Genomic DNA, 21,165 nt, shown 5'->3' on the forward strand with positions numbered 1-21,165 from the left:
CCTATTGCTATGGATATCAGTGAAACTCGCCTTGGGACAAATCATCGGTTCACCGGGCCAGTTCCAGAAGTTCACTCTGAATGAATTCTTGTTATTTTTTACCGGTTTCAATTTTAAATTGATAAAACAGGTCGACAGCTTGAGCAAGACCACTGATCGCCTGGAGATAAAGTCGCGGCATTAATTCATAGCGTACTTTTACTTCAGCGATGGAGTTAAAGACACCCGCGCCATATTGCACCCGCAGGCCGGGCGCAACAGTGCCGCCAATGGTGACCTGGGTGTCATCACCACTGCCCTGAGTGTCGAGCGTGACATCCGAGAGGCCGATTTTTTTACCAATAGAAGTAACGACGCCGCCAAACTGGCTGACCCCAAAATCGATCAGCATGGATTGCACCGCCGAACTGTCACCATCATCGATACCCCGCCCTCTGAGCAGATAAGACCACTGATCCTGCTGTGGCATGGGTGGGTCCGAATAGATAGAAAACGTTGGTCTGGATGGTGGTCCGCTAACCTGAATGCCTACGGATACATCACCTTCAATACTGTCAGGGTTGCGAATCGCATTGACTGCCAGGTATGGGTTTGTGAGCGGGCCAGAGAAAATAATATTACCTTCTTTAATCAGCAGGTCCTGACCAAATTGATGATAGCCGCCGTTGATCAGTTGAATAGAGCCATCGGCAACCAGTGGTTTTCCGGGTTGGAGATCCAGCAGTAAATGGCCGCCCAGGTCTGACTTCAGCCCATAGGCGTCGATCTTGATGTCGTTGCCTAATACCACATTGACATCCATGGAGAATGGCAGACCGGCATGCAGCACTGTTTCCCTGGTTCCCGGGGTGATAATCACCACATCATCAGAGGGCTTAACGGCCTGCCTGGGCAGTTGCTTGATGTTCACTCTTGCCCAGGGAATGGTAATGTTACCGGTCAGGGTTTGCGCTTTTCCAATGGTCAGCTTCAGGTCGGGAGAGGCTCTTAGTTGCAGCATTCCGGGAACTTTGGCTCCAAGGTTTTGCCCTTGTATGGTAACAACTCCGGAAGGGGGCATCTGTTGCCAGTCAAGGTTACCGGACAAATCCAGCTTGCCATCGCCAACCTTCATACTGCCGCTAACCTTGCCCTTATTGCCATCCATATTCAGCTCAGTGATCAGATTGCTGACGGTGACCATTTCCTGTTTGGCGGTCAGCCGTCCATCACGGAGTGTCAGGTTGCCAAAAAGCAAGGGGGCTTTCAGTGTTCCACCCATGCGGGTGTCAGCGGATAAGATACCAGCGATATTGCCAATATCCGGGATCAGTGGTTGCAGAACATTCAGATGCATAGCCTGCAGTCTGGCTTGCCCACTGAGGGTCTGGTCACTTTGCAGATTGTCGATGGCCAGATTAATGTGAGCGATCCCCAGCTGTTTTGAGTCAAAGTCCAACGCTGCCTGCAGATCATCCTTATTCAGCTTAATGATGGTGGCGAGTGTTTGATATTTCAGGGAAACCGGATTGTCTGAGTCACCAGTGACTTCACCCGGCGTCGTTTGGATTTGGATATGGGCCATGGGGTGGCCGCTATCCCGCTTGCTATCCCATTGAATATCACCGCTAGCAGAGAGTACAGCCTGCCAGTCAAGGTTGCCCGGCAGGAGTGGTTTCAGGTTCGACAGGTTAAAGTCTGATAGCTGGAAGCGGGTTGTTCCACGATTGGCTGAAAATGTTGATGCATCAATACAGAGCCTTGCCGGTTTGGCCAGCCAGCATTGATCCGCCAGTTTCACGGTTTCATCGGTGGCATTCAGCAGCAGGTTGACAGGCTGCTCCAGAGACCAGTTATCCACCAGGGTGATTACCCTGGCACTGGCTAACTGTCCCTGCCATTTGCCAGGCTGCTTACCCTGAGCGCCCTGCCAACGTCCGGTAACCTGTAACTCACCGGATACCGGTTCACCCCGGGTTTTGAGGGATATTTGATGATGCCGTTCACTGCCACTGGCATTGAACAGCAATTTTTCCAGTTGAATATTGCCACTGTGCAGAGCGGCTGCTGCAACGGTGATTTTACCTTCCAGTAATGTTGCTTTGGCTAATTTGCCATTAACCTGTAACCGGTCGATACGGGTCTGCTGAACATCAATCGATGGGCTATCAAAATTGAATAAAAGCGTTGGATTTTCATCGCTCCCTGTTAGCTTAACACGGCCTTGTAAAGAGCCTTTCAGCCTTGGGGTAATCGTATCCAGAGATTTAGCATCCAGTTTGGCGGTCATGGATACCTGTTCTGCGATGTGTCCAATGACGTCAAGTCGATTATCCCCAAGCGTTGCATAGAGATTTTGAATATTAACCCTGAAAGGGAGCAGAGCCATTGACCGGGTCTGGCTGTCAGCTTTCAGTTTACCCGTCAGCTCAAGGGGGCTATTCAATAATGTGCCCTTTATATTGAGCTCCGGAATGCTTAGCTGCCATGAACCATCGGTCATGATGAATTGGGTATTGATTTTGCCGTTCAGCATCCCCGGAATATCGGGTAGCCACAATGCTGGTTTCAGTTGTGACAGCTGAATTTGCCCTTGCCAGCTAATTCCCTCTTTCCAGTCAAGGTTTCCGGTCAGTTGCAACGGTTTTTCTGTGCGATTTTTTTCATCTGCCAGGCTGAGTGACAGCGTTTCAATGGTCAGCTGCTGCAAACTTCCGGAGGCATTTAAACGCAGTTGGGTTGTTGGTTGTTCAGCCACTTTAACCGCTGTGTCCAGTGAGAACTGATATTGATTGAGGTTGCCAGTCATCCTGGCGAAACCGTTGGAAGCTGAGAACCCGGGTGTTTTTTTTTGCAGCGGCCATTGGAGCTCGGGCCACTTCAGGACAAAGTTCAAAGGGAAGTTGGGGGCAAGAGGGCCAATGTTTCCTTCGAGTGATGAGTTGATGGAGCCTTGAGTGGCAAGCCGCAACTGCAGTTGACCAAGATCCCCCGACGCTTCCAGTGATAGGTTATCGCCTTTAATTGCCGCCAAATCGGGAATGTTGAAATCATCCAGAATGGTGGCATTCAGATTCAGGTTCAATGGATAGCGTTCAGATAGCTGTATCTCACCGGATAAAAGAATAGTTGCCCTGGTTTGCTCTGCTTCCAGTTTCAGGTCATCGATGTGATTAGCTTGCCAGTTGAAACTCAGTTTCAGCGTTTTCAGTGTTTCATCAATGTTACCCTGCTGGTAGCGGGCATTCGTCAGAGTGAAATTTTCCAGACTGACAGGGATTGGGAGATTGACTTCCGGAAGGGTAATTGTTGAGAGATCAATCCCCGTAGGCGTTGGTTTTTTTGGCGTTAAAACCTTGGGGGCAGGCGTTGTGCTTTCCTGGTCTGTTAACAAAACTCGCAGGTTATCTGCCCGAACGTCAGGGATGAACAGCTGGCTATTCTGCAAACGGGCACTTGCGGTAAAAGTTTCCAGGGAGATCATGGTTCCTGAAACGGTGACATCGACATTCTGGATATTGATCTGATTGATCAGGATATCCAGGGGAATCGTCATTGCAGTTTCGCCAGAGATCTGTTCTGAAGGCTCTGTTGTTGTTGTTGTTGTTGTCGTTGCCGTTGTTGGCTGAATCACAAGGCTGACATTTTTGACTTCCACCAGTTGAACCGGCAGTTGCCTTGTTAACAGTTTTCCAGGCTGCCATTTCAGCGTTATATCATCGGCCTGAAACGCAATCTGATGGTCTTGCCAACTGAGGTTCCTGATTTTCCAGCCCGTCATCAACTGACCTTCCGTCAGCTCACCATCAAGCGGTGGAAGCGCGTTTCTCAATTGATGCCAGAGCAAGGTGTTGCCGACGTGAGTAAACAGCAGTAGTGAGACCAGAGTGACCAGGGTCATCAGGCAGGTGGCCGTGACTACCAGGCACCTTTTTACTATGGATATGCTTTTCACCGGGTGCTGATCTGTCTTGCCCGGTTTCGTCTCAGCCTGTTCAGCTGTAGGTTTTGGAGCGTGGCTCATAGATCTGGCCCCATGGAAAAGTGGATTTGCCAGGGAGAGCCGGGCTCACTGATGGCAAAGGCAAAATCCAGTTTCAAAGGACCCAGAGGCGTCACCCAGCGTATGCCCGGACCTATCCCGGTTTTCCAGCCAGGCTGATTATTGCTGTAGGCATTGGTTGCGGTTCCGCTGTCAACAAAGAAGGCGATCCGCCAGTTTTCAATAATTTCATAGTCATATTCAATACTGGCTACCGAAAGGTACCGGCCACCGGTCAGCTGCCCACTGCTGTCCCTTGGGGATATGCTGTCATAGCTGTAGCCACGGACCGTCTGGTCGCCACCGGTAAAGAAGCGAATGGATGGCGGGATACTGTTAATATCATCCACCCAGATAACACCCTGCTCGATTCTGCTGATCAGCCGGTGACGCCTGAAGAACGTGGTCAGCCATTTGGCCCGGCTCCACACTTTGATAAAGTCAGCATCCGACTGCCAGGCTTTGGCAGAGGTTTCGATTTTCAGGTTATAGAGGTGTCCGGAGCGAGGGTCCATCGGGCTGCCAACCGCTTTGCGACGATCAAATGACATGCCGGGTATGAGCAACAGGTTACTGCTGTTCTGCAGCCCCTGGGTGTAGTTCTCATAATCCAGGCGGATAAAAAAGTCCTGGTCCCAGTTACCCGGCCGCTTTTTCCACTTATTAACCGAAACGGAAACGAGCTGACTGTCTGTATCCTGGATGGTACTTCTCTGGTAGCCGCTATCCAGACTGTAGTATTCGAGCAGGGGGTTGCCATACGGGATTTTATAGCGCCCACTCAGTTCCTGCACTTGTTGGGACACTTTAATATCGCTGGTAAAGCTGTGCCCTTTTTCATCCATCCATGGGTTATCAACGCTCAGGGATACCCTGGGACCCTCGTCTGTCGAGAAACCGATACCGGTCTCCAGCTCCCAGGCGGTTTTGGGTATCACGCTGACGAAAATCGGAACTTCACCGTCAACCGCTTTACCCTTGAGGGCACGAACTTCGATGGATTTAAAGTATCCGGTTGCTGAAAAATCCATGTTCAGCTGGCTGAGCAGCTCAGAGCGATAGGGTTGCCCCGGTTCAAAATTGATCATGGTGTTAAGCAACTGACGAGTCGCTTCGCTGACAGGGGCATCATAAATCACCGGTCCGAACCGGTATCGTCTGCCGGACTTCATGGTCAGGGTAATGTCAGCTGCCTGTTCATCCGGGTAGACTCTGATCTGGTGTTCACTCAGGTCTGCATCAAAATAACCCCGGGTCAGGGCCAGGTCATTGAGTTTGGTTTTCAGAGCGTCGTATTCACCATCATTCAGGATATCGCCTACCCTTAGCCGACTCTGCCTGATCAACTGCGTAAAGGCCTTGTCTTTGCTGGCATCACCTTCAAGATTGATGTGCAGGGACCGGATGATAACGGGCTGACCCGGGTTGATATTGATGATGAGTTGATGGGTTGCTTTTTTATTACTGTGAAAGTTAATGGTGGGCTGGTAGTAGCCCAGGGCCATCAGTGATTTTTGCAGGGCCTTTCTGATTTCGTACCGGTACTCGTCCAGTTGGCCGGGTTTGATGGTTGGCAGGTTATCAAGATAAAGCGTCGCATTTTGCTTCAATTCTTTGTTCAACCCGTTGATTTTATATGTCACAGGCTTTGCAGCCCAGGCTGACACAGAAAAAAGCAGGATGATAAGAAGCCACGGGCCGATTCGTCGTTTCGGTGTATGGATGAGTGCTGTGCTTTCGTGATCGGCCATAATTCAATGATAGTGGGTACCTATTACCGGCAAAAGCATTATTGGCCGAACGGGCTAGGTATGTTATCAGCTTTTATGATATGGGATGACTTCCTGTTTATTTTCAGAACTTGTTCGAATCCCTATCGGATTGATGGTATACCCAAAGAGGTAAATCACCACCTCAATACCGGATACTACCCATGACGCAGACCGCGTCTCCCCTTGCAACCAGCGTCACAAATCTCTAGAATTCCCGCTCTTTATATGCTCCGGTTAACTTATCCGGCGTATATATCACTTTCAATGGAACTCTTCAATCAAGGGTTGATCAAAAGTCGATCCAGAGGGGTTATTCATTGTGAGTGCAGTAATCGATGAGCGCTTGCGCTCATACTCTCCTTGCCTTACTGCTTTACAGAATCTTTTCGACAGATGTCGGAGGTAAAAAATGCAGAAGGCTATTTAACCCGTAAGGAGCAAATAATGCGTCATTACGAAATCGTTTTCCTGGTCCACCCTGACCAGAGCGAGCAAGTACCTGCCATGGTTGAGCGCTACACCCGCGCTATCACCGAAAATGGTGGCAAGGTACATCGTCTTGAAGACTGGGGTCGTCGCCAGTTGGCTTACCCAATCAACAAGATCCACAAGGCTCACTACGTTCTGATGAACATTGAGTGTGGTAACGAAACGCTGGATGAGCTGACGGAAAACTTCCGCTATAACGACGCGGTTATCCGTAACATGGTTATTCGTCGTGATGAAGCCATCACTGAAGCTTCTATCATGCTGCAGTCTGAAGAAAAGCGTGATCGTCGTGACGATCGTCGAGAAGACCGCCGTGAAGAACGTGCCTCTGAAGAAGCCGTTGAAGACGAAGCAGAAGAGTCTGAAGAGTAAGACCTGACGCTTAGATGTTCATGACTGTTAAATGGTTCATGACTGTTAAATGGTTCATGACTGTTAAATGGTTCATGACTGTTAAATGGTTCATGACTGTCTAAGGTTCACAGGTTCCTGATTCAACCCGCTCTTAACCATACAAGCATAAATCCAAGGAGGCGTTGCCATGGCACGTTTTTTCCGTCGCAGAAAGTTCTGCCGTTTTACCGCTGAAGGCGTTAAAGAGATCGATTACAAAGATCTGAACACGCTGAAAGCTTATGTTTCTGAAACCGGCAAGATCGTTCCTAGCCGTATCACCGGTACCAAGGCTCGTTACCAGCGTCAGCTGGCAACAGCGATCAAGCGCGCTCGTTACGTGGCTCTGCTGCCATACACCGATCGTCACTGATTTATTCATAGGGTATAGCTGATGCGTGGATTGGCGGAACTGGCAATGCGCGGCCCAAAACAGGCGATGATCCTGGCCACCGTGTTTGCCTGTATTCCCATGCTCTTCTGGGTGAGTGCAGCCATCATTTCACTGGTCGTACTGCGTCGTGGTGCCAGTGAGGGGTTGAAAATACTCACCTGGGCGGTGTTGCCGGGTATTGCCTGGGCTGCCATGGGACAGTTCTCCACGATCATTGGTTTGACAACGACCGTTGCTTTGGCCCTGGCATTACGCCAAACGGTTTCCTGGCAGAAAACACTACTGGCGCTGCTGCCTGCCGGAGCTTTAATTGCTCTGATACTGGCGCAGCTGGCTCCACAGCAAATCGCCCTGATCAGCGATCTGGTCATAACCTTCATTCGTGACTACGTTAAGCAGGCAGGGCAGAGTTCGGACGACTTGGTAGTGGGCATCAGGCCGTTGGTGGAATACGGAGTTATTGGTGTGGTCACCTGGTTTAACCTGGTGAGCTGCATACTCGGGTTGGTGCTGGCCAGATCCTGGCAGGCACAGCTCTATAACCCGGGTGGATTCCGTGAAGAGTTTCACCAGATCCGTCTGCCATTACCGGTCGCCATGGGGCTTCTGGCATTCACCCTGGTGGGGGCAACCTTTGTTCCTTTCCTGCTGGTGCTGGTTCCTACAGCAACGCTGCCACTGCTGGTGGCAGGGCTTGCCATGATCCATGGGCTGGTTGGCATGAAAAAACTGGGAAGCTTCTGGTTGGTAGGGTTTTACATCCTGTTGATTTTTGTCACGCAACTGGCGTACCCGGTCATTGTTTTAACTGCATGTCTGGACAGTCTTTTTGATTTTCGCACTCGTGCGAATAACCGACTGCATCAGGGATGACAGGTACTAGATAGAGGCTAGCGAAATGGAAGTAATCCTGCTCGAAAAAATTGCCAAGCTGGGTAAGCTGGGCGACAAGGTCACCGTTAAAAACGGCTATGGCCGCAACTTTCTGATTCCTTTTGGTAAGGCTCTGCCTGCCACTGCAGAGAATCTGGCTACTTTTGAAGCCCGTCGTGCCGAGCTTGAGAACGCGGCTAACGAACATCTGAGCGGTGCTCAGAAGCGTGCTGAAGAAATGGCTGAAATCGAACTGACCCTGACCGCCAAAGCAGGCGATGAGGGCAAACTGTTCGGTTCTATCGGTGCCCGTGACCTGGCTGAAGCGATCACTTCTGCCGGTGTTGCGGTTGCCAAAAGCGAAATCCGTCTGCCAGAAGGCCCAATCCGTGCGGTTGGTGAGTACGACGTTGGCATTCAGCTGCATTCTGATGTTGCTGCAACCATCAAAGTGTTCATCGAAGCTGAATAATCAGCTCGGTTAACGGATAGTAAAAAAACCGGAATCCTAACGGGTTGCCGGTTTTTTTTACTCTGTTTATGGCAACTTATCGTTTGTTTTCACTTCTTATGGTGTGAGGAGCTGTTGTCAGATTGACCATTGAGCGTTGCAATAAGTTGTTCAAAAAACTCTGGGCAATCAGTCCTTATCTGTTTCACATCCAGTGCTTCTGAAGTTAACGGATGGGTGGTGTATTTATTAACCCATTCAAACAGCATGTCACGCTCAAAATACACAGTCTGTGGGCCACATTGGTTTTGCTTTTTATCGATTGCTGCCGGCCATGAAATTAAACTTCCACTAATGGGGCAATGATAGGCTGATGGCTCACCATTTCCCGATTCACTGAGCAGGTCTTTTGCCAACTGCAATCGCCCGGACCACTCAACAAGTTCTTTAATCCTTTGTGGCGATGGGGATTCTCTGGCTTTCAGAAGGTAACGGATGAGGTTCCAGCCGGGATCACAGGAGACAGGAGTGAGATCAAATTTCCACCTGGGCAAGCCGATTTTGCTGACAATCGGCAAGATCCATTCAGCCTCATTGACTGTGGCAGGGATCTGGCTGAATGCTGAAATATAAGCCATGCCCTGTTGGATGTTGTTAACGGTCTGCTCAGGCAGACAACTCAGGAACTCATCGGTTTGTTGTTGCGGGAAATAGGCCAGCGCATCCTCGTCATCCAGCCATTGCAACGCCTGATAAAGGTGACCCGTTTCAAGGCCTCGCTCGGTTTCAGTCAGTTTCTTTGACAGGCGATAAGCCATTGCCTGCGGTTTATCATCGGTGCGAATTTGTAACATTATCAACTCATTAAATCGAAGTCCCATGCACATACCAATTCTGTGTACGTTATGGCTTAGCAGTAGATTACCCAGGAGCTCCATGGTTAAGGGCATGGAGCCTGATTTTCGGGGGATGTCATCTTGCTGGCCAACCACTAACGGCGGCAATGGTGCGCCGGTGATGGCTTGTAATTGCGGAAACTCACTCATGTTGCACACTCTGTCCACGACTGATGCCGGACAAGCCTGGTTCAGGGCGTACAGGACATTTTCTGGAGTGAGCCTTCCCAGGCTATTGGCCGCACAGAGAATGTCATAAACAATTATGTGTAACTCTTTTGCATACTCCCCTGAAAGAATCAACTTTCTTTTATGGTTGGGTAGACCCAGCATTTTTGCCAGGGGTTCTGCCTCAAAATCCGGAATCTGAATCAGCATTTTCGCCAGGTCAAACCTTTGTGACATGGTAAATTCCGGGCTTACATGATCAGCACCCTCAGCGGCCTTTTTATTCATTAACTGGTTGGCTACTCTGAACTCCATCACCTCCGGTTTATTCAGGATGCGGACAACGTCGGTAATGGATAAACCGTCTTTGTTTTTTTGACGGTTTTGCTGGTAAATCAGTTCCAGCAAAATTATTCTTTTAACACTATCAGGACAAAGCTTGATTTTTTTCTGTATCGTCCTCATCAGGGGGTGTTCAAGTAGCTCAGAATAACCACTGACCTGTGCCAGATATTCCGGGTTGATGAGCATTTGATCACAAAAAATGGAAACCAAATCCCGGATACTTAACAACCGATCGGGATTCCTGCTATTTTCTGATAGCATTTTTTTGGATTGATATGCTGGAAGCTGATGATAATCCAGTCCCAGTCTGGGACAAACATACTTCTCGACTGACCAGCGATCGCCACCTTCAGACATAACAGCACACAGATTGGCGAAAGTTAGCAGGTTCTGTTCGTCTGCCCGCCATAAAAGCTCTGCGAAATAGGCATTCCATTCTCCGAACAGTAATGGCAATAATGCTTCCCGGTCGGCGTCAGGCAGATTTAATCTGGCGGCAAGAAAATAACGTTCGGCAACGTTCATGTGTTTGTTAATGATCAGGTAAGCATCTCTGGCTGAAATCCTGTCGTGCCACGACAGATTATCATTGTTATAGCACTCAGGCTCCGGGGAGAGATATTCGCAGTCAAAAAAGCGTTGTGCTTTGGTGGTAATTTCCTTTTTACTATTGGCAACGAATTCAAACGAGAAAAGCGATCCAAGCAAGGCGTGCAGGTTATTGGTATATTCTTCATACAACGCCCTGTCCATGAGTTCACTGAAAGCCTGAACCAACCTTTCTGGTAGCAAAAGGTTTGATGTTTCGGCATAGGTGAGTAATTCGCACAACTTGCTCTCGGGGTTGTTCAGTGCAGGATTGGTATCAATGCTTTTTATCCTGTCATAGGGAACCTCCAGAAATAACCCGATCCCCTGCCACTGTTGTGGGTCTAAACCAGCATCTTTCAGACCTTCCAGGGCATGTTTGACGACGTCTGTCATCGGCGCCCGACTTTCCTCTGCGGGTGCTTGTGAAATATTTCTTGAGGTAAGAGACGATGTGATGGCGTGTGGCTGCAGAGCTGAAGCGCCTTGCCGGACCTGTGGGACTGCTATCTCCGGGTGCTGCGTGACAGGGCATTCTTGAGTGGAGGGTACGACACGTTCAGGTTTGGGCGAACGGCCTTCCTGAGGTGTCTGGATTGGTGCATGTGGTTGAATCGGAAAATTATTCATAGGAAACATTGCCCTTTGCTGGCCTATTTTCCTTGTCAGACCGGTAGATAGCACAAAGATTCCGGACGGGTGAAACTAAGAATGTTCGCCTTAAGGGGGGGAAGGGCCGTCGTCAGGTAGACCGTCAAGCGTTGCAATAAGTTGCTCAAAAAATTCTGGACAGTGAGTCCTTATCTGTTTCACGTCAAGCGCTTGGTTTGTTAACGGATGAATGGGATTTTCATTAACCCATTTAAACAGCATGTCACGCTCAAAATACACGGTCTGTGGCCCACGCTGGGTGTGCTTGTTATCGATTGCCGCCGGCCATGAAATTATATTTCTGCTAATGGGGCAATGATAGGCTGATGGCTCATCACCTAGAAGACATTTTGCCAACGTCAATTGCCGGGACCACTCAATAAGTTCCTTAATCCTCTGTGGTGACGGGGATTCTCCGGCTTCCATAAGGTACTGGATGAGGTTCCAGCCGGGATCACGGGTGATAGTAATGCGATCAAATTTCTCCTTGGGCAAACCGATTTTGCTGGCAATTGGCAAGATCCAATCAGTCTCATCGGCTTTGGCAGGGATCTGGCTGAATGCAGAAATATAAGCTATTCCCTGTTGGATGTTGTTAACGGTCTGCTCAGGCAGACAACTCAGGAACTCATCGGTTTGTTGTTGCGGGAAATAGGCCAGCGCATCCTGATCATCCAGCCATTGCAACGCATGATAAAGGTGACCCGTTTCAAGGCCCCGCTCAGTTTCTGTCAGTTTCTTTGACAGGCGATAAGCCATTGTTTGCGGTTTATCAGTGGTATGAATTTGTAACGTTTTTAACTCATCAATTCCAAGTCCCATACACATACCAATTCTGTGCGCATTATGGCCTAGCGGTATATTACCCAGGAAATCCATGGTTAAGGGCACGGAGCCTGGTTTTCGGGGAGCTTCATCTTGCTGGCCGAGTAGTAACGGTGGTAATGGTGCACCGGTGATGGATTGTAAATGTGAAAATTCACGCATATTGCACACGCTGTTCACGAATGATAACGAGCAAGTCTCATGCAAAGCGTACACGAGATTTTCTGGAGTGAGTCTTCCCAGGTGTTTGGCCTCAGCGAGAATGTCATAAGTAACTTCGGGTAAATCTATTGCATACCCCCTGGAAATAATCCCTCTTCTTTTATGGCCGGGCAGACCCAGCATGTTTGCCAGAGTTTCTGGTTTAAAATCGGTATTCATGGCCAGTTCGTCCGCCAGGAGTAATATTTTTGAATTCGTAAATACTGAGCTCGCATGATCAGCACCATCAACGGTCATGTTACTCAGTAACCGGTTGGCTACTCTGAGTTCCATCACCTCCGGTTTATTCAGGATGCGAACAACGTCGGTAACGGATAAGCCGTCTTTGTTATTCTGATGGTTTTGCTGGTAAATCAGTTCCAGCAAAATCATTGTTTTTTCAGTAACATTCCTAATTTTTCTCTGCATCAGAGGGTGTTTCAGTAACTCGGAATAACCACTGACCTGTGCCAGATATTCCGGGATGATGAACATTGGTTCAAAGAAAATGGCAACCAAATCGCGCATACTTAACAATTGATCGGGCTTGCAGTTGTTTTTTGCTGACATCCGTTTGGACTGGAAAGCTGGTAGCTGATGATAATCCAGGCCTAGCCTGGAACAGACTTTGTCGACTGCAGCGCAATTGTGACATTCAACAATAACAGCGCACAGATTGGCGAAGGTTAACAGTTGTTGTTGGTCTGCCCGCCATAAAAGTTCTGCGAAATAGACATTCCATTGTCCGACTTTCGGCAATAATGCTTCCCGGTCAGCGTCAGGAAGATCTAATCTGGCGGCAAGAGAGTAAAGCATTGCAGCATTCAATTCCGTATTAAAGATCAGATAAGCATCTCTGGGTGAAATGCTCTCGTTCCATGCCAGATTGACCTTGTTGTAGCAGTCAGGTTCCGGGGAGTGATGTCCGCAGTCAAAAAAGCTTTGTGCTTTGGTGACAATTTTCTTCTTTCTATCGGTAACGTATTCAACCCGATAATGGAATCCACTATTGCCGAATCCGTTATTTTCACATTCTTCATACAGCACACTGTGCATGAGTTCGCTGATCGCCTGAACCAATCTTTCTGGTAGCAAAAGGTTTGATGCTTCGGCGCAGATGAGTAGTTCGCATAACTTGCTCTCGGGGTTGTTCAGTGCCGGATTGGTATCGATGCTTTTTATCCTGTCATAGGGAACCTCCAGAACTAACCCGAGCCCCTGCCACTGTTGTGCGTCTAAGCCAGCATCTTGCAGACCTTTCAGGGCATGTTTGACAGCGTCTGTCATCGGTCCCCTGCTACCCCCTGCGGGTGCTTGTGAAATATTTCTTGAGATAAGTGAAGATGGGGTGGCGTGTGGATGCAGAGCTGAAGCACCTTGTCGGATCTGTGGGACCGTTAACTCCGAGGGCTGCCTGACAGGGCATGCTTGAGTGGATGGTACGGTACTTCCGGGATTGGGCGAACGGTTTTCCTGAGGTGTCTGGATTGGTGTACGTGGTTGAATTGGAAAATTGTTCATGGGAGAAATAGCCTTTGGTACATTTATTTTCGTTATTTGACTCGTTAATTGAACAAAGGTTTCAGAAAATCCATTTGTTAAATAGATAGTTCTCGTCCAAAAACGCATCAGGCAATCATAATTAGATTGTACGTTCGTTTTGATATTTCCTGAAATTCCAGAGAGCCGCAAAAACTCTTCCCTTTTTTTCTCTAATCTGGGACGGATATTGGAGAAAAACGCGAAAAGCAGGCAGAAAACATCCTCCCACCATGCTGGAAAGGTACTTTCATGTAGCGTGGAGGTGGCTATCAGGATGGTGCCGGGTGTCTGGCCAGAATCACCAGGTTGTAACAGACCACCGATAACCAGCAATGAGAATCAAAACGCTCAGAACCCTTGCAGTGGCAACGTGATAGCCCAAAACATCTCTTTAGCCACGAAATTCCCGCTTCAATACCTGCCCGGAAGCGAAAGAGCGTTTTATACACATACTGACTTTTAGTCATCTCTTCGACTTCAAGTCCGCGCTTCTTATTAAAAGCTACATCGCTGATTCCCATGGCCTTGGCTTTTTCCAAATTAGCGCGACACGCGTATCCGCCGTCACCGCTTGTCTGGCGAGGTACACGACCATAAATTTCTTTTTGTCTTTCCATCATCGGAATGAATTGGTCCGAATCCGCTGGGTTACCTTCCTCAATAACCAGGTCCAGGATCAATCGACTTTTTCCCTGAACCAGGTTCAGTTTATGGCCATACTGTACTTGCCGCCTGTCTTTTACGATGATATCCGTATGGGGTTCATAGGCTAAGTTACCGTTAATGGTTGAATCAGCTAAACTCCCATAAAATCTACGTTGTAGGGGAGTGATATGCAATCTGAACTCTTCCAGAATTTTATTGATTCCATTTCAACATTAACCAGTGAACAGCGAGACATTCTTAACAACTCGCTCCTTAGTACTCAAATAGAGGTTACCGAGGTAGTAGAAACCACTGACTCTGAACCTGTTTACAGTGAATCTATACCCAATAACGATAATGCAACACCTGACGTAGAAAAGAGCATACTTGCCCAATTTGCCGAAAACCCCAGGTGCCCCAAATGCAAAAGCCATAGCGTTGGTCGCTGGGGCATACGAAATGGCCGACAGCGCTACCACTGCAAGACTTGCGACTCAACGTTTAACGCCTTTAGTGGAACGCCTTTGGCAAGGCTCAGGCACCCTGAAAAATGGAACAAGTACCTCGCAGGTATGACTCACTCTATGGTCTTGCGACCAGCTGCTGCTGAGAATGCCATTGACTTGAAAACTGCGTTCCGCTGGCGTCACCGCTTTCTTGAAGTGATTAATAATGATCAAGCAGAAGAGCTTTGTGGCATTACTGAGCTTGATGAAACATTTTTCCGTGAATCCTTCAAAGGGCAAAGAGAAGGCCTTCCACGGCCAACCCGAAAGCGGGGTAATGATCCCAACAAAGCCCGAAAAGTCCCGGTAATGGTGGCTCGGGACCGTAATCGAAATACCGTTGACGGTGTATTAGAAAACGAAAGTGCTAATGAATTGTGCAGGCATTTAAATGGCCGCATATCGATACAGGCCACGGTCTGTGCGGATGCACACCTCGCTCACGAAAAACTTGCTGACAAGCTTGGATTTGTCTTCAAGGAGCTGGTGACATCAGCAGGTCAACATGTTGTTGAAGGCATCTACCACATCCAGACTGTAAATTCTTATCACAGTCATTTAAAACGCTGGATTGGCGGCGTATTCCAAGGGGTTGCAACTCGTTACCTTCCCCATTATCTGGCCTGGAGGCGAGAACTGACGGCAGCAAAAAAATTAACTGTTGGCCGGTTGATCAGCAGAATTACTGAACATTGGTGCTTCCAACCATTAACGGTAACTTAGCCGGGTTCATACAGGCTAACCACTTTTTCCTGGGCTGGCACCTTTTCACCCTTAAAGACCCTGCGCTCTGTCTGGGAGACTATTGCATCCACCAGGGGTAACAGGTGATCCACATCGGCCTGCCACTTGTCGGCATCATCAGCCAGGAGACACTGCCCCTGCTGACCTGACTCTTGATCACATCTCTCCAGCGCTGAACTGCCGGGCTATCTGCCAGGTTTTTACCCGATCCTGCAATTTCGCCCAGCCTTCCCATACCACTAACCAGCCGGGCTGCCCTGTATGCTTTGAATCACCCCAACCACCAAGCCGAGCAATCGTTTGAAGCAGCCAAGTGACTGTTGGCGGCTTATCGGGCAACGCTTTTTTTTCATAGGTTAGCCAGAGAACCTGCCATTCATCATCACTGACCACCTCATTCGCGAGTGTTTTTTCACTCCAAAGCTTTCTGTCTTTGTGCTGCCTGTCATTCGGTAACATTAATGCTTCACGGATTTGCATTAGTCTGACAGCGACAAACATTAATATGACCGCAAGTCGTTCAATGTTATCCGGAGATTGCAGACGAAGCCTTTCTACTCCTGCTCCCGATTTCCAAGCCTTATGGAACTCTTCTATTCGCCATCGAGCTCGTAAAATCGAATGATAGAGCGACAGTCTTCGAATGTTTCAATATCTTCAGTTGTCAATAGTACCCAGTGCAAACGGTCTTCGGAGTCATTGCCAATCTCTTCAGCCGACACAATATTCATAGTTACCGGTTCCGGCCTGCCGCCTGGCCTTTGCGGCGCCTGTATTGTCATCTTCTTTCTTTTGACCTGCAGCGTTGCCTTTCGCTTCTTTCTACCTCCTTTTTGAGGAACCACTATCGTATATTTCCCCAACACTTCAGTCTGAGCTAAGGAATCAAATAATAAGAGTTCGCCATCCACCAGGATTCTGTTTTGTGTAGCTCTTACAACAAACCGCTGTCGGTTATCCAGTTTGTAGTGCATATGTAACTGTTCAGCACCCCCACATAAATCTGGAATTTTCTGATTTTTATACCATCCTCTTAAGCACCATTTTTCCACAATATTCGCCAGCATGATTCCAGAACTACCCGCAACTATGTCGGCTGAGATTCTCTTGAAAGAGAATGCAGAGCTGCGGATGAGAGTTGCCTGTCTGGAAGAGCGATGTCGAGAATTGGAAGAAAAGGTTGGCAAGAACAGTCAAAACAGCAGCAAGCCGCCATCGTCTGATGGTTATCAAAAACCTTGTAAAAACAGTAATTCTCCAGATCATTCTGACGACCTTTCCGCAGATAAAGGTACCGATCCATCGGATGAAAAACCCAATCCTAAAAGTCTGAGACAGTCTTCTGGTAATAAAGCCGGTGGAAAGAAAGGGCATCAGGGCACTTGTCTTAAACAGGTCGATATCCCTGACTATATTGAGTACCTTCCGGTTAAAGAATGCAATAAATGTCAGGCGTCTCTTCTTGATAGTGAGCCGGTCAAATATATTGAACGACAGGTGTTTGAACCAGGGAGACCGGGTGAATTTGAAGTAACGGCCCATAGAGCTGAAGTAAAAATCTGCACTTGTGGTTGTCGGAATCAGGCTGAATTCCCGGAAGGTGTTACCGCTGCCGCACAATATGGCTCAGCCACACAGGCTATGGCCGTCTATCTTAACCAATACCATTTCCTGCCTTTTAAGCGCGTGTCAGAGTATTTTAATACTCTCTATAAAATGAGTGTAAGTGCAGGCACTGTCGCCAATTTTGTGGCCAGAACCTATGAAAATCTGGCTTCTACTGAAGAGGTTATTCGTGACGCCTTGCGGGAATCGTCTGTTGCCGGAGCCGATGAAAGGGTATGCGGGCCGAGGGCTCTTTGCACTGGCTACACGTTATGCGGGATGAACAATGGACGCTCTACTACTTGTCTGAAAAGCGAGGTCGTGAGGCCATGGACACGATGGGCATACTGCTAACATTTGCAGGCGTTCTGGTTCATGATCATTGGAAATCCTATTTTGCATATGCGGCAACTCACGTACTTTGCAATGCCCATCACCTGAGGGAGCTTTTGGGTGTTGTTGATAGGGACAGCAATCAACTGGCGTTGCGATTGATGAAGCTACTGAGGCTTTCCTGGCATTACTGCAAGGGCTTTAAGACCATAGGTATGCTACAGATGCCAAGTGTTGTCTGTGAACGAATCGAGAAGATTTATGACCGGTTGCTTCAGCGGGCTCTAATGAAAGAAGTCGTCTATATGGAGAAGCAACGAGAGGAGCTTAAGCGCAAGAAAGTCAAGAATACTAAAGCTTACAATCTCTTCAAACGACTCACTGAGTTCAAGGCTGAGACACTGCGCTTCATGTCAGATTTTACCATTCCCTTCGATAACAATGGCAGTGAGCGGGATGTTCGAATGGCCAAGTTAAAGCAGAAAATCTCAGGCTGCTTCAGGAGTGCAGACGGTGGTTCTATGTTTGCACGGATTCGCAGCTATTTGTCGTCTGCCAGAAAACAGGGAATGGACATATATCAATCACTTCATAGAGCTGTTCGGAATTACTGTAATATGCCTTTGCTCAGTGCTGAATAGTTACGTGCATATATTCGTATATATCCGCCTCCCGGTCGCAAACACTGATGATGTCAGGCATTTTACCCCCCATCCTTTGTTCTGTGTTTTCAGAGGCTCTTTGCCACTTAAAGCTTTCCTTTCCCTCGTAAGGTAGCTGACGACGTTGGTTCTTTTTCCCCCGCTGAACGTCCTCTCTAACCCATCGTTCTTGATCAATAAGCCCAATGCTTCGCTCTGTATCCGCATCAACCAAGAAGACAGAGTGGACGTGGAATCCTCTGGTTTTAGAGCCTTCAGGACCTCCAAGATCACCAAGCTCGGATCTGACAGCATGTTTATAACCCAGGGTTGTTGTATCTTCGAGAGCCAGAAGTAGGCGAGACTGTCTCGCTATTTTGGCAGTTGCCTGAAAGCCTGCCTCAGCTATTGCTTCAGGCTTTACGGCCTCATTCTCAATCAGCCGGTAAGCTCCAGTTACCAGTGCGGTATAACCTTCGCATGAAGATGACAAAGAATTACCGGTATGAGCTGAAAGCTCGGCAGCAACTTTGACAAGTCGTTTTGTACGTCGAGTATCGCCCAAATCAGCACATCCAAAAGTTAGTTCTGACCATGGTTTAGGAGAAAGTGGAAGCATGACCTGTTTTATCAGTGAGAAATGATAGAACAAGGTAGCTATTTGTGATCAAGAGACAGCCCTGCTGACGGGCGTTTGCTAGCGTGACAGTAGCTTCGATAAGTACCTTCCGGGATTTTCGGGTCAACTGCAGCAGTTTTTTATAATGCTGATGCCGCTCTTCTTTGCCAGCGTAGATGCATTTTCTGGCCGCATCTTTTACGGCTCGGTTGTGATGGGTATATTCATAAAGCGGTGTCGCTGTCAGTGTTTGTCCCCGTTCCAGCAGCCGACAAATTTCTTTAACGGAACTGGCTAAAAGATCACTGTCGCAAGGAGGTTTGATATCCGATTCGGTGACTGTGCTGTCAATAGCCACAGTGCGCCCTTTTTCAATACCCTGATCTTTAGCGGTCATTAGCTGACAGTTATTAATCCGTTCCCATGTAGATGCAGTAAGAAGGCTGATGAGCCCATGCAAACTGGAGCGACTGGGGCGCTGGTTTGGTTCGAGGCGACAAAAGTCTCGAAAGAGCATGGAGTCCATCAAAACAAACGACAAGTAGTCATAATCACAATTCAAATACTGTTTCAGGAGTGCCGCACGAAGAACGGATTCTGCTGATAGTCCGTTCCGCCCAGTGTTCTGTTTATCACCAGAACTTAAGTCCTCATAAATCCAGTCATTGAACTGTGGATGGGCGTCAAGCCATTGCGAGATACCGGAAAGCTGGGAGCAGATTTCATGAGGTACGTAATGGAGTTCCATACTACACTGCGGGTTGCGTTTTTTGCGCATTTGGAGTCCTCTGTTTTTGGCAATCCCTTATGTTTCTTGCTCTTGGGAAGTTTAGTCGCCAGATAGCAGTAGGGCTCCACTTAATTTTTCAGGATAAAATCTACAGTTTTCAATTGGTTGTGTTTTTGGACGAGAACTAGATAACCACTGATTTTACGATGGTTCCAGTTTCTGACTGAATGCTGTGCCATGTTATGAAGCCAGTGGATGAAAATCGTTATTCCTTCTGAACGTCGGAATCAGGTATCCTGACATGCCACTACTCTTTTCCGCAGAACGTTAATATGCTGGATGTCAGTCCTCGCGAACTGGCGCTTCCCATTGATGAAGCGACGGTTGCCATTAAAACACCTCCCCACTCCATCGAAGCGGAGCAGTCCGTTCTCGGTGGGCTGATGCTGGATAATCAGGCCTGGGACCGGGTGGTTGATAAGCTGACGTCGGATGATTTTTACAATCCGGGGCATCGGCGTATCTATGCATCCATCAGTGTACTGAGTAATGAGAGCAAACCTTTTGACCCGCTGACCGTTGCCGAAATTCTGGAAAACCGGGGTGAACTGGATGAAGTGGGTGGGCTGGTTTACCTGGCGGAGCTGGCCGGCAGCGTTCCCAGCGTGGCCAATATCCGGGCCTATGCCGAGATCATTTATGAGCGTTCGGTGCTGCGCAAGCTGATTAATACCGGCCAGAAGATTGCCGACAGTGCCTACAATCCGGAAGGGAAAGACAGTCAGGCGATTCTTGATGAGGCCGAGCGGCTGGTCTTCAATATTGCCGAAGAACGCCCGAACACCGGTGGCCCGATGGGGGTCCGGGAAATTCTTGAAAACACCGTCAAGAAAATTGATGAGATGTTTAATGCCGGGAATGCCATTACCGGTACCACCACCGGTTTTAAAGATCTGGATGAAATGACCTCCGGCCTGCAGCCGTCCGATATGGTTATTGTCGCTGCCCGTCCGTCCATGGGTAAGACAACGTTTGCCATGAACCTGGTGGAAAACGCCCTGCTGAACAGTGACAAGGGCGTGATGGTATTCAGCCTTGAGATGCCCAGTGAACAGCTGATGATGCGTATGCTTTCCTCCCTGGGCAGGATCAACCAGTCCAAGGTAAGAAGTGGTCAGCTGGAAGAAGAAGACTGGCCAAAACTGTTGTCGGCGGTTGAGCGAATCAAGGACAAGAAGCTGTTTATTGACGATACGGCGGGTATCAGCCCCTCGGAAATGCGCTCACGGGTTCGCCGGGTGGTCCGGGAACATGGGAGCCTGGGCCTGATCATGATCGACTATCTGCAGTTGATGCAGATTCCCGGTTTTGGTGAGGGACGGACCAACGAGATTTCGGAAATCTCCCGATCGTTGAAAGCCATTGCCAAGGAGTTTAATGTTCCGGTTATCGCCCTGTCACAGTTGAACCGTTCTCTTGAGCAGCGACCCAATAAGCGGCCGGTCAACTCCGACCTGCGTGAATCCGGCGCCATCGAGCAGGATGCCGACGTGATCATGTTTATCTACCGGGATGAGGTGTATAACCCGGATACCGAGTACAAGGGGGTTGCTGAAATCATTATCGGTAAGCAGCGGAATGGCCCTATCGGTACCTGCCGACTGGCGTTTATTGGCCAATTCACCCGCTTTGAGAATCTGGCACCGGATGCTTACCGGTTTGAGGAAGACTGA

Annotated in this window: 16 protein-coding genes and 2 pseudogenes; 8 read left to right on the forward strand and 10 right to left on the reverse strand. The window is 48.6% G+C overall.

What is annotated here, in order from left to right; genetic code table 11:
• Positions 1 to 91: 91 nt before the first annotated feature.
• Both MJO57_RS01555 and MJO57_RS01560 read right to left on the reverse strand, forming a co-directional pair.
• Positions 92 to 4,003, reverse strand: a complete 3,912-nt coding sequence (locus tag MJO57_RS01555) for a translocation/assembly module TamB domain-containing protein (protein ID WP_252022343.1) — start codon at positions 4,001 to 4,003, stop codon at positions 92 to 94.
• Positions 4,000 to 5,772: an autotransporter assembly complex family protein gene (locus MJO57_RS01560; protein ID WP_256493151.1), complete on the reverse strand. Its 1,773-nt coding sequence runs from the start codon at positions 5,770 to 5,772 to the stop codon at positions 4,000 to 4,002. The genes MJO57_RS01555 and MJO57_RS01560 overlap by 4 nt, the downstream gene beginning before the upstream one ends.
• Positions 5,773 to 6,237: 465 nt before the next feature.
• Between MJO57_RS01560 and rpsF the strand changes: the two genes are divergently transcribed.
• The 4 genes from rpsF (at position 6,238) to rplI (ending at position 8,414) form a co-directional block, all read left to right on the forward strand.
• Positions 6,238 to 6,654: a 30S ribosomal protein S6 gene (rpsF, locus tag MJO57_RS01565; RefSeq protein WP_252026897.1), complete on the forward strand. Its 417-nt coding sequence runs from the start codon at positions 6,238 to 6,240 to the stop codon at positions 6,652 to 6,654.
• Positions 6,655 to 6,823: 169 nt separating this feature from the next.
• Positions 6,824 to 7,048, forward strand: coding sequence for a 30S ribosomal protein S18 (gene rpsR / locus MJO57_RS01570; RefSeq protein ID WP_020584246.1), 225 nt, complete (start codon positions 6,824 to 6,826; stop codon positions 7,046 to 7,048).
• 45 nt (positions 7,049 to 7,093) lie between these two features.
• Positions 7,094 to 7,942: a hypothetical protein gene (locus MJO57_RS01575; protein ID WP_252022348.1), complete on the forward strand. Its 849-nt coding sequence runs from the start codon at positions 7,094 to 7,096 to the stop codon at positions 7,940 to 7,942.
• Positions 7,943 to 7,967: 25 nt separating this feature from the next.
• On the forward strand, positions 7,968 to 8,414 hold the full coding sequence (gene rplI / locus MJO57_RS01580) for a 50S ribosomal protein L9 (RefSeq protein WP_252022350.1): 447 nt from the start codon (positions 7,968 to 7,970) through the stop codon (positions 8,412 to 8,414).
• An 89-nt stretch (positions 8,415 to 8,503) separates the two neighbouring features.
• Here the strand turns inward: rplI and MJO57_RS01585 are convergent, their stop codons facing one another.
• From MJO57_RS01585 to MJO57_RS01595, 3 genes and pseudogenes are all read right to left on the reverse strand, one after another.
• A complete protein-coding gene (locus MJO57_RS01585) occupies positions 8,504 to 11,029 on the reverse strand; it encodes a hypothetical protein (protein ID WP_252022352.1) in 2,526 nt (841 codons plus the stop codon).
• Positions 11,030 to 11,110: 81 nt separating this feature from the next.
• Positions 11,111 to 13,942 carry a hypothetical protein gene (locus tag MJO57_RS01590; RefSeq protein WP_252022354.1) on the reverse strand — a complete coding sequence of 944 codons (2,832 nt, stop codon included), beginning with the start codon at positions 13,940 to 13,942 and terminating at the stop codon, positions 11,111 to 11,113.
• Positions 13,879 to 14,376: pseudogene (locus MJO57_RS01595) on the reverse strand (transposase); the annotation flags it as partial. The pseudogene MJO57_RS01595 and the gene MJO57_RS01590, both read right to left, overlap by 64 nt.
• A 66-nt stretch (positions 14,377 to 14,442) precedes the next feature.
• Here MJO57_RS01595 and MJO57_RS01600 point away from each other — a divergent pair.
• Positions 14,443 to 15,483, forward strand: a complete 1,041-nt coding sequence (locus MJO57_RS01600) for an IS1595 family transposase (protein WP_252017335.1) — start codon at positions 14,443 to 14,445, stop codon at positions 15,481 to 15,483.
• Between the two features lie 177 nt (positions 15,484 to 15,660).
• Here the strand turns inward: MJO57_RS01600 and MJO57_RS01605 are convergent, their stop codons facing one another.
• From MJO57_RS01605 to MJO57_RS01610, 3 genes and pseudogenes are all read right to left on the reverse strand, one after another.
• A complete protein-coding gene (locus MJO57_RS01605) occupies positions 15,661 to 16,005 on the reverse strand; it encodes an IS4 family transposase (RefSeq protein ID WP_252020037.1) in 345 nt (114 codons plus the stop codon).
• Positions 16,006 to 16,056: 51 nt separating this feature from the next.
• Positions 16,057 to 16,122: pseudogene (locus tag MJO57_RS33050) on the reverse strand (hypothetical protein); the annotation flags it as partial.
• A complete protein-coding gene (locus MJO57_RS01610; protein ID WP_252022356.1) occupies positions 16,098 to 16,571 on the reverse strand; it encodes a hypothetical protein in 474 nt (157 codons plus the stop codon). The pseudogene MJO57_RS33050 and the gene MJO57_RS01610, both read right to left, overlap by 25 nt.
• Here MJO57_RS01610 and MJO57_RS01615 point away from each other — a divergent pair.
• The gene (locus tag MJO57_RS01615) at positions 16,570 to 17,463 is read left to right on the forward strand and encodes a DUF6444 domain-containing protein (protein ID WP_252022359.1); all 894 of its coding nucleotides are present in this window, start codon (positions 16,570 to 16,572) and stop codon (positions 17,461 to 17,463) included. The two genes, MJO57_RS01610 and MJO57_RS01615, sit on opposite strands and share 2 nt — an antisense overlap.
• Positions 17,346 to 18,083 (forward strand): transposase, encoded by a 738-nt coding sequence (locus MJO57_RS01620; RefSeq protein WP_252022361.1) that lies wholly within the window; start codon positions 17,346 to 17,348, stop codon positions 18,081 to 18,083. Before MJO57_RS01615 ends, MJO57_RS01620 begins: the two co-directional genes overlap by 118 nt.
• On the opposite strand, the gene MJO57_RS01625 is transcribed toward MJO57_RS01620, so the two are convergent.
• Both MJO57_RS01625 and MJO57_RS01630 read right to left on the reverse strand, forming a co-directional pair.
• Positions 18,070 to 18,702 (reverse strand): IS4 family transposase, encoded by a 633-nt coding sequence (locus MJO57_RS01625; RefSeq protein WP_252022362.1) that lies wholly within the window; start codon positions 18,700 to 18,702, stop codon positions 18,070 to 18,072. The genes MJO57_RS01620 and MJO57_RS01625 overlap by 14 nt on opposite strands.
• Positions 18,683 to 19,480 (reverse strand): hypothetical protein, encoded by a 798-nt coding sequence (locus MJO57_RS01630; RefSeq protein ID WP_252022364.1) that lies wholly within the window; start codon positions 19,478 to 19,480, stop codon positions 18,683 to 18,685. Before MJO57_RS01630 ends, MJO57_RS01625 begins: the two co-directional genes overlap by 20 nt.
• 284 nt (positions 19,481 to 19,764) lie before the next feature.
• Here MJO57_RS01630 and dnaB point away from each other — a divergent pair, with 284 nt between their 5' ends.
• Positions 19,765 to 21,165 (forward strand): replicative DNA helicase, encoded by a 1,401-nt coding sequence (gene dnaB / locus MJO57_RS01635; protein WP_252022366.1) that lies wholly within the window; start codon positions 19,765 to 19,767, stop codon positions 21,163 to 21,165.

Origin of the sequence: Endozoicomonas sp. SCSIO W0465 (assembly GCF_023716865.1) — a bacterium.
GTDB lineage: Bacteria > Pseudomonadota > Gammaproteobacteria > Pseudomonadales > Endozoicomonadaceae > Endozoicomonas.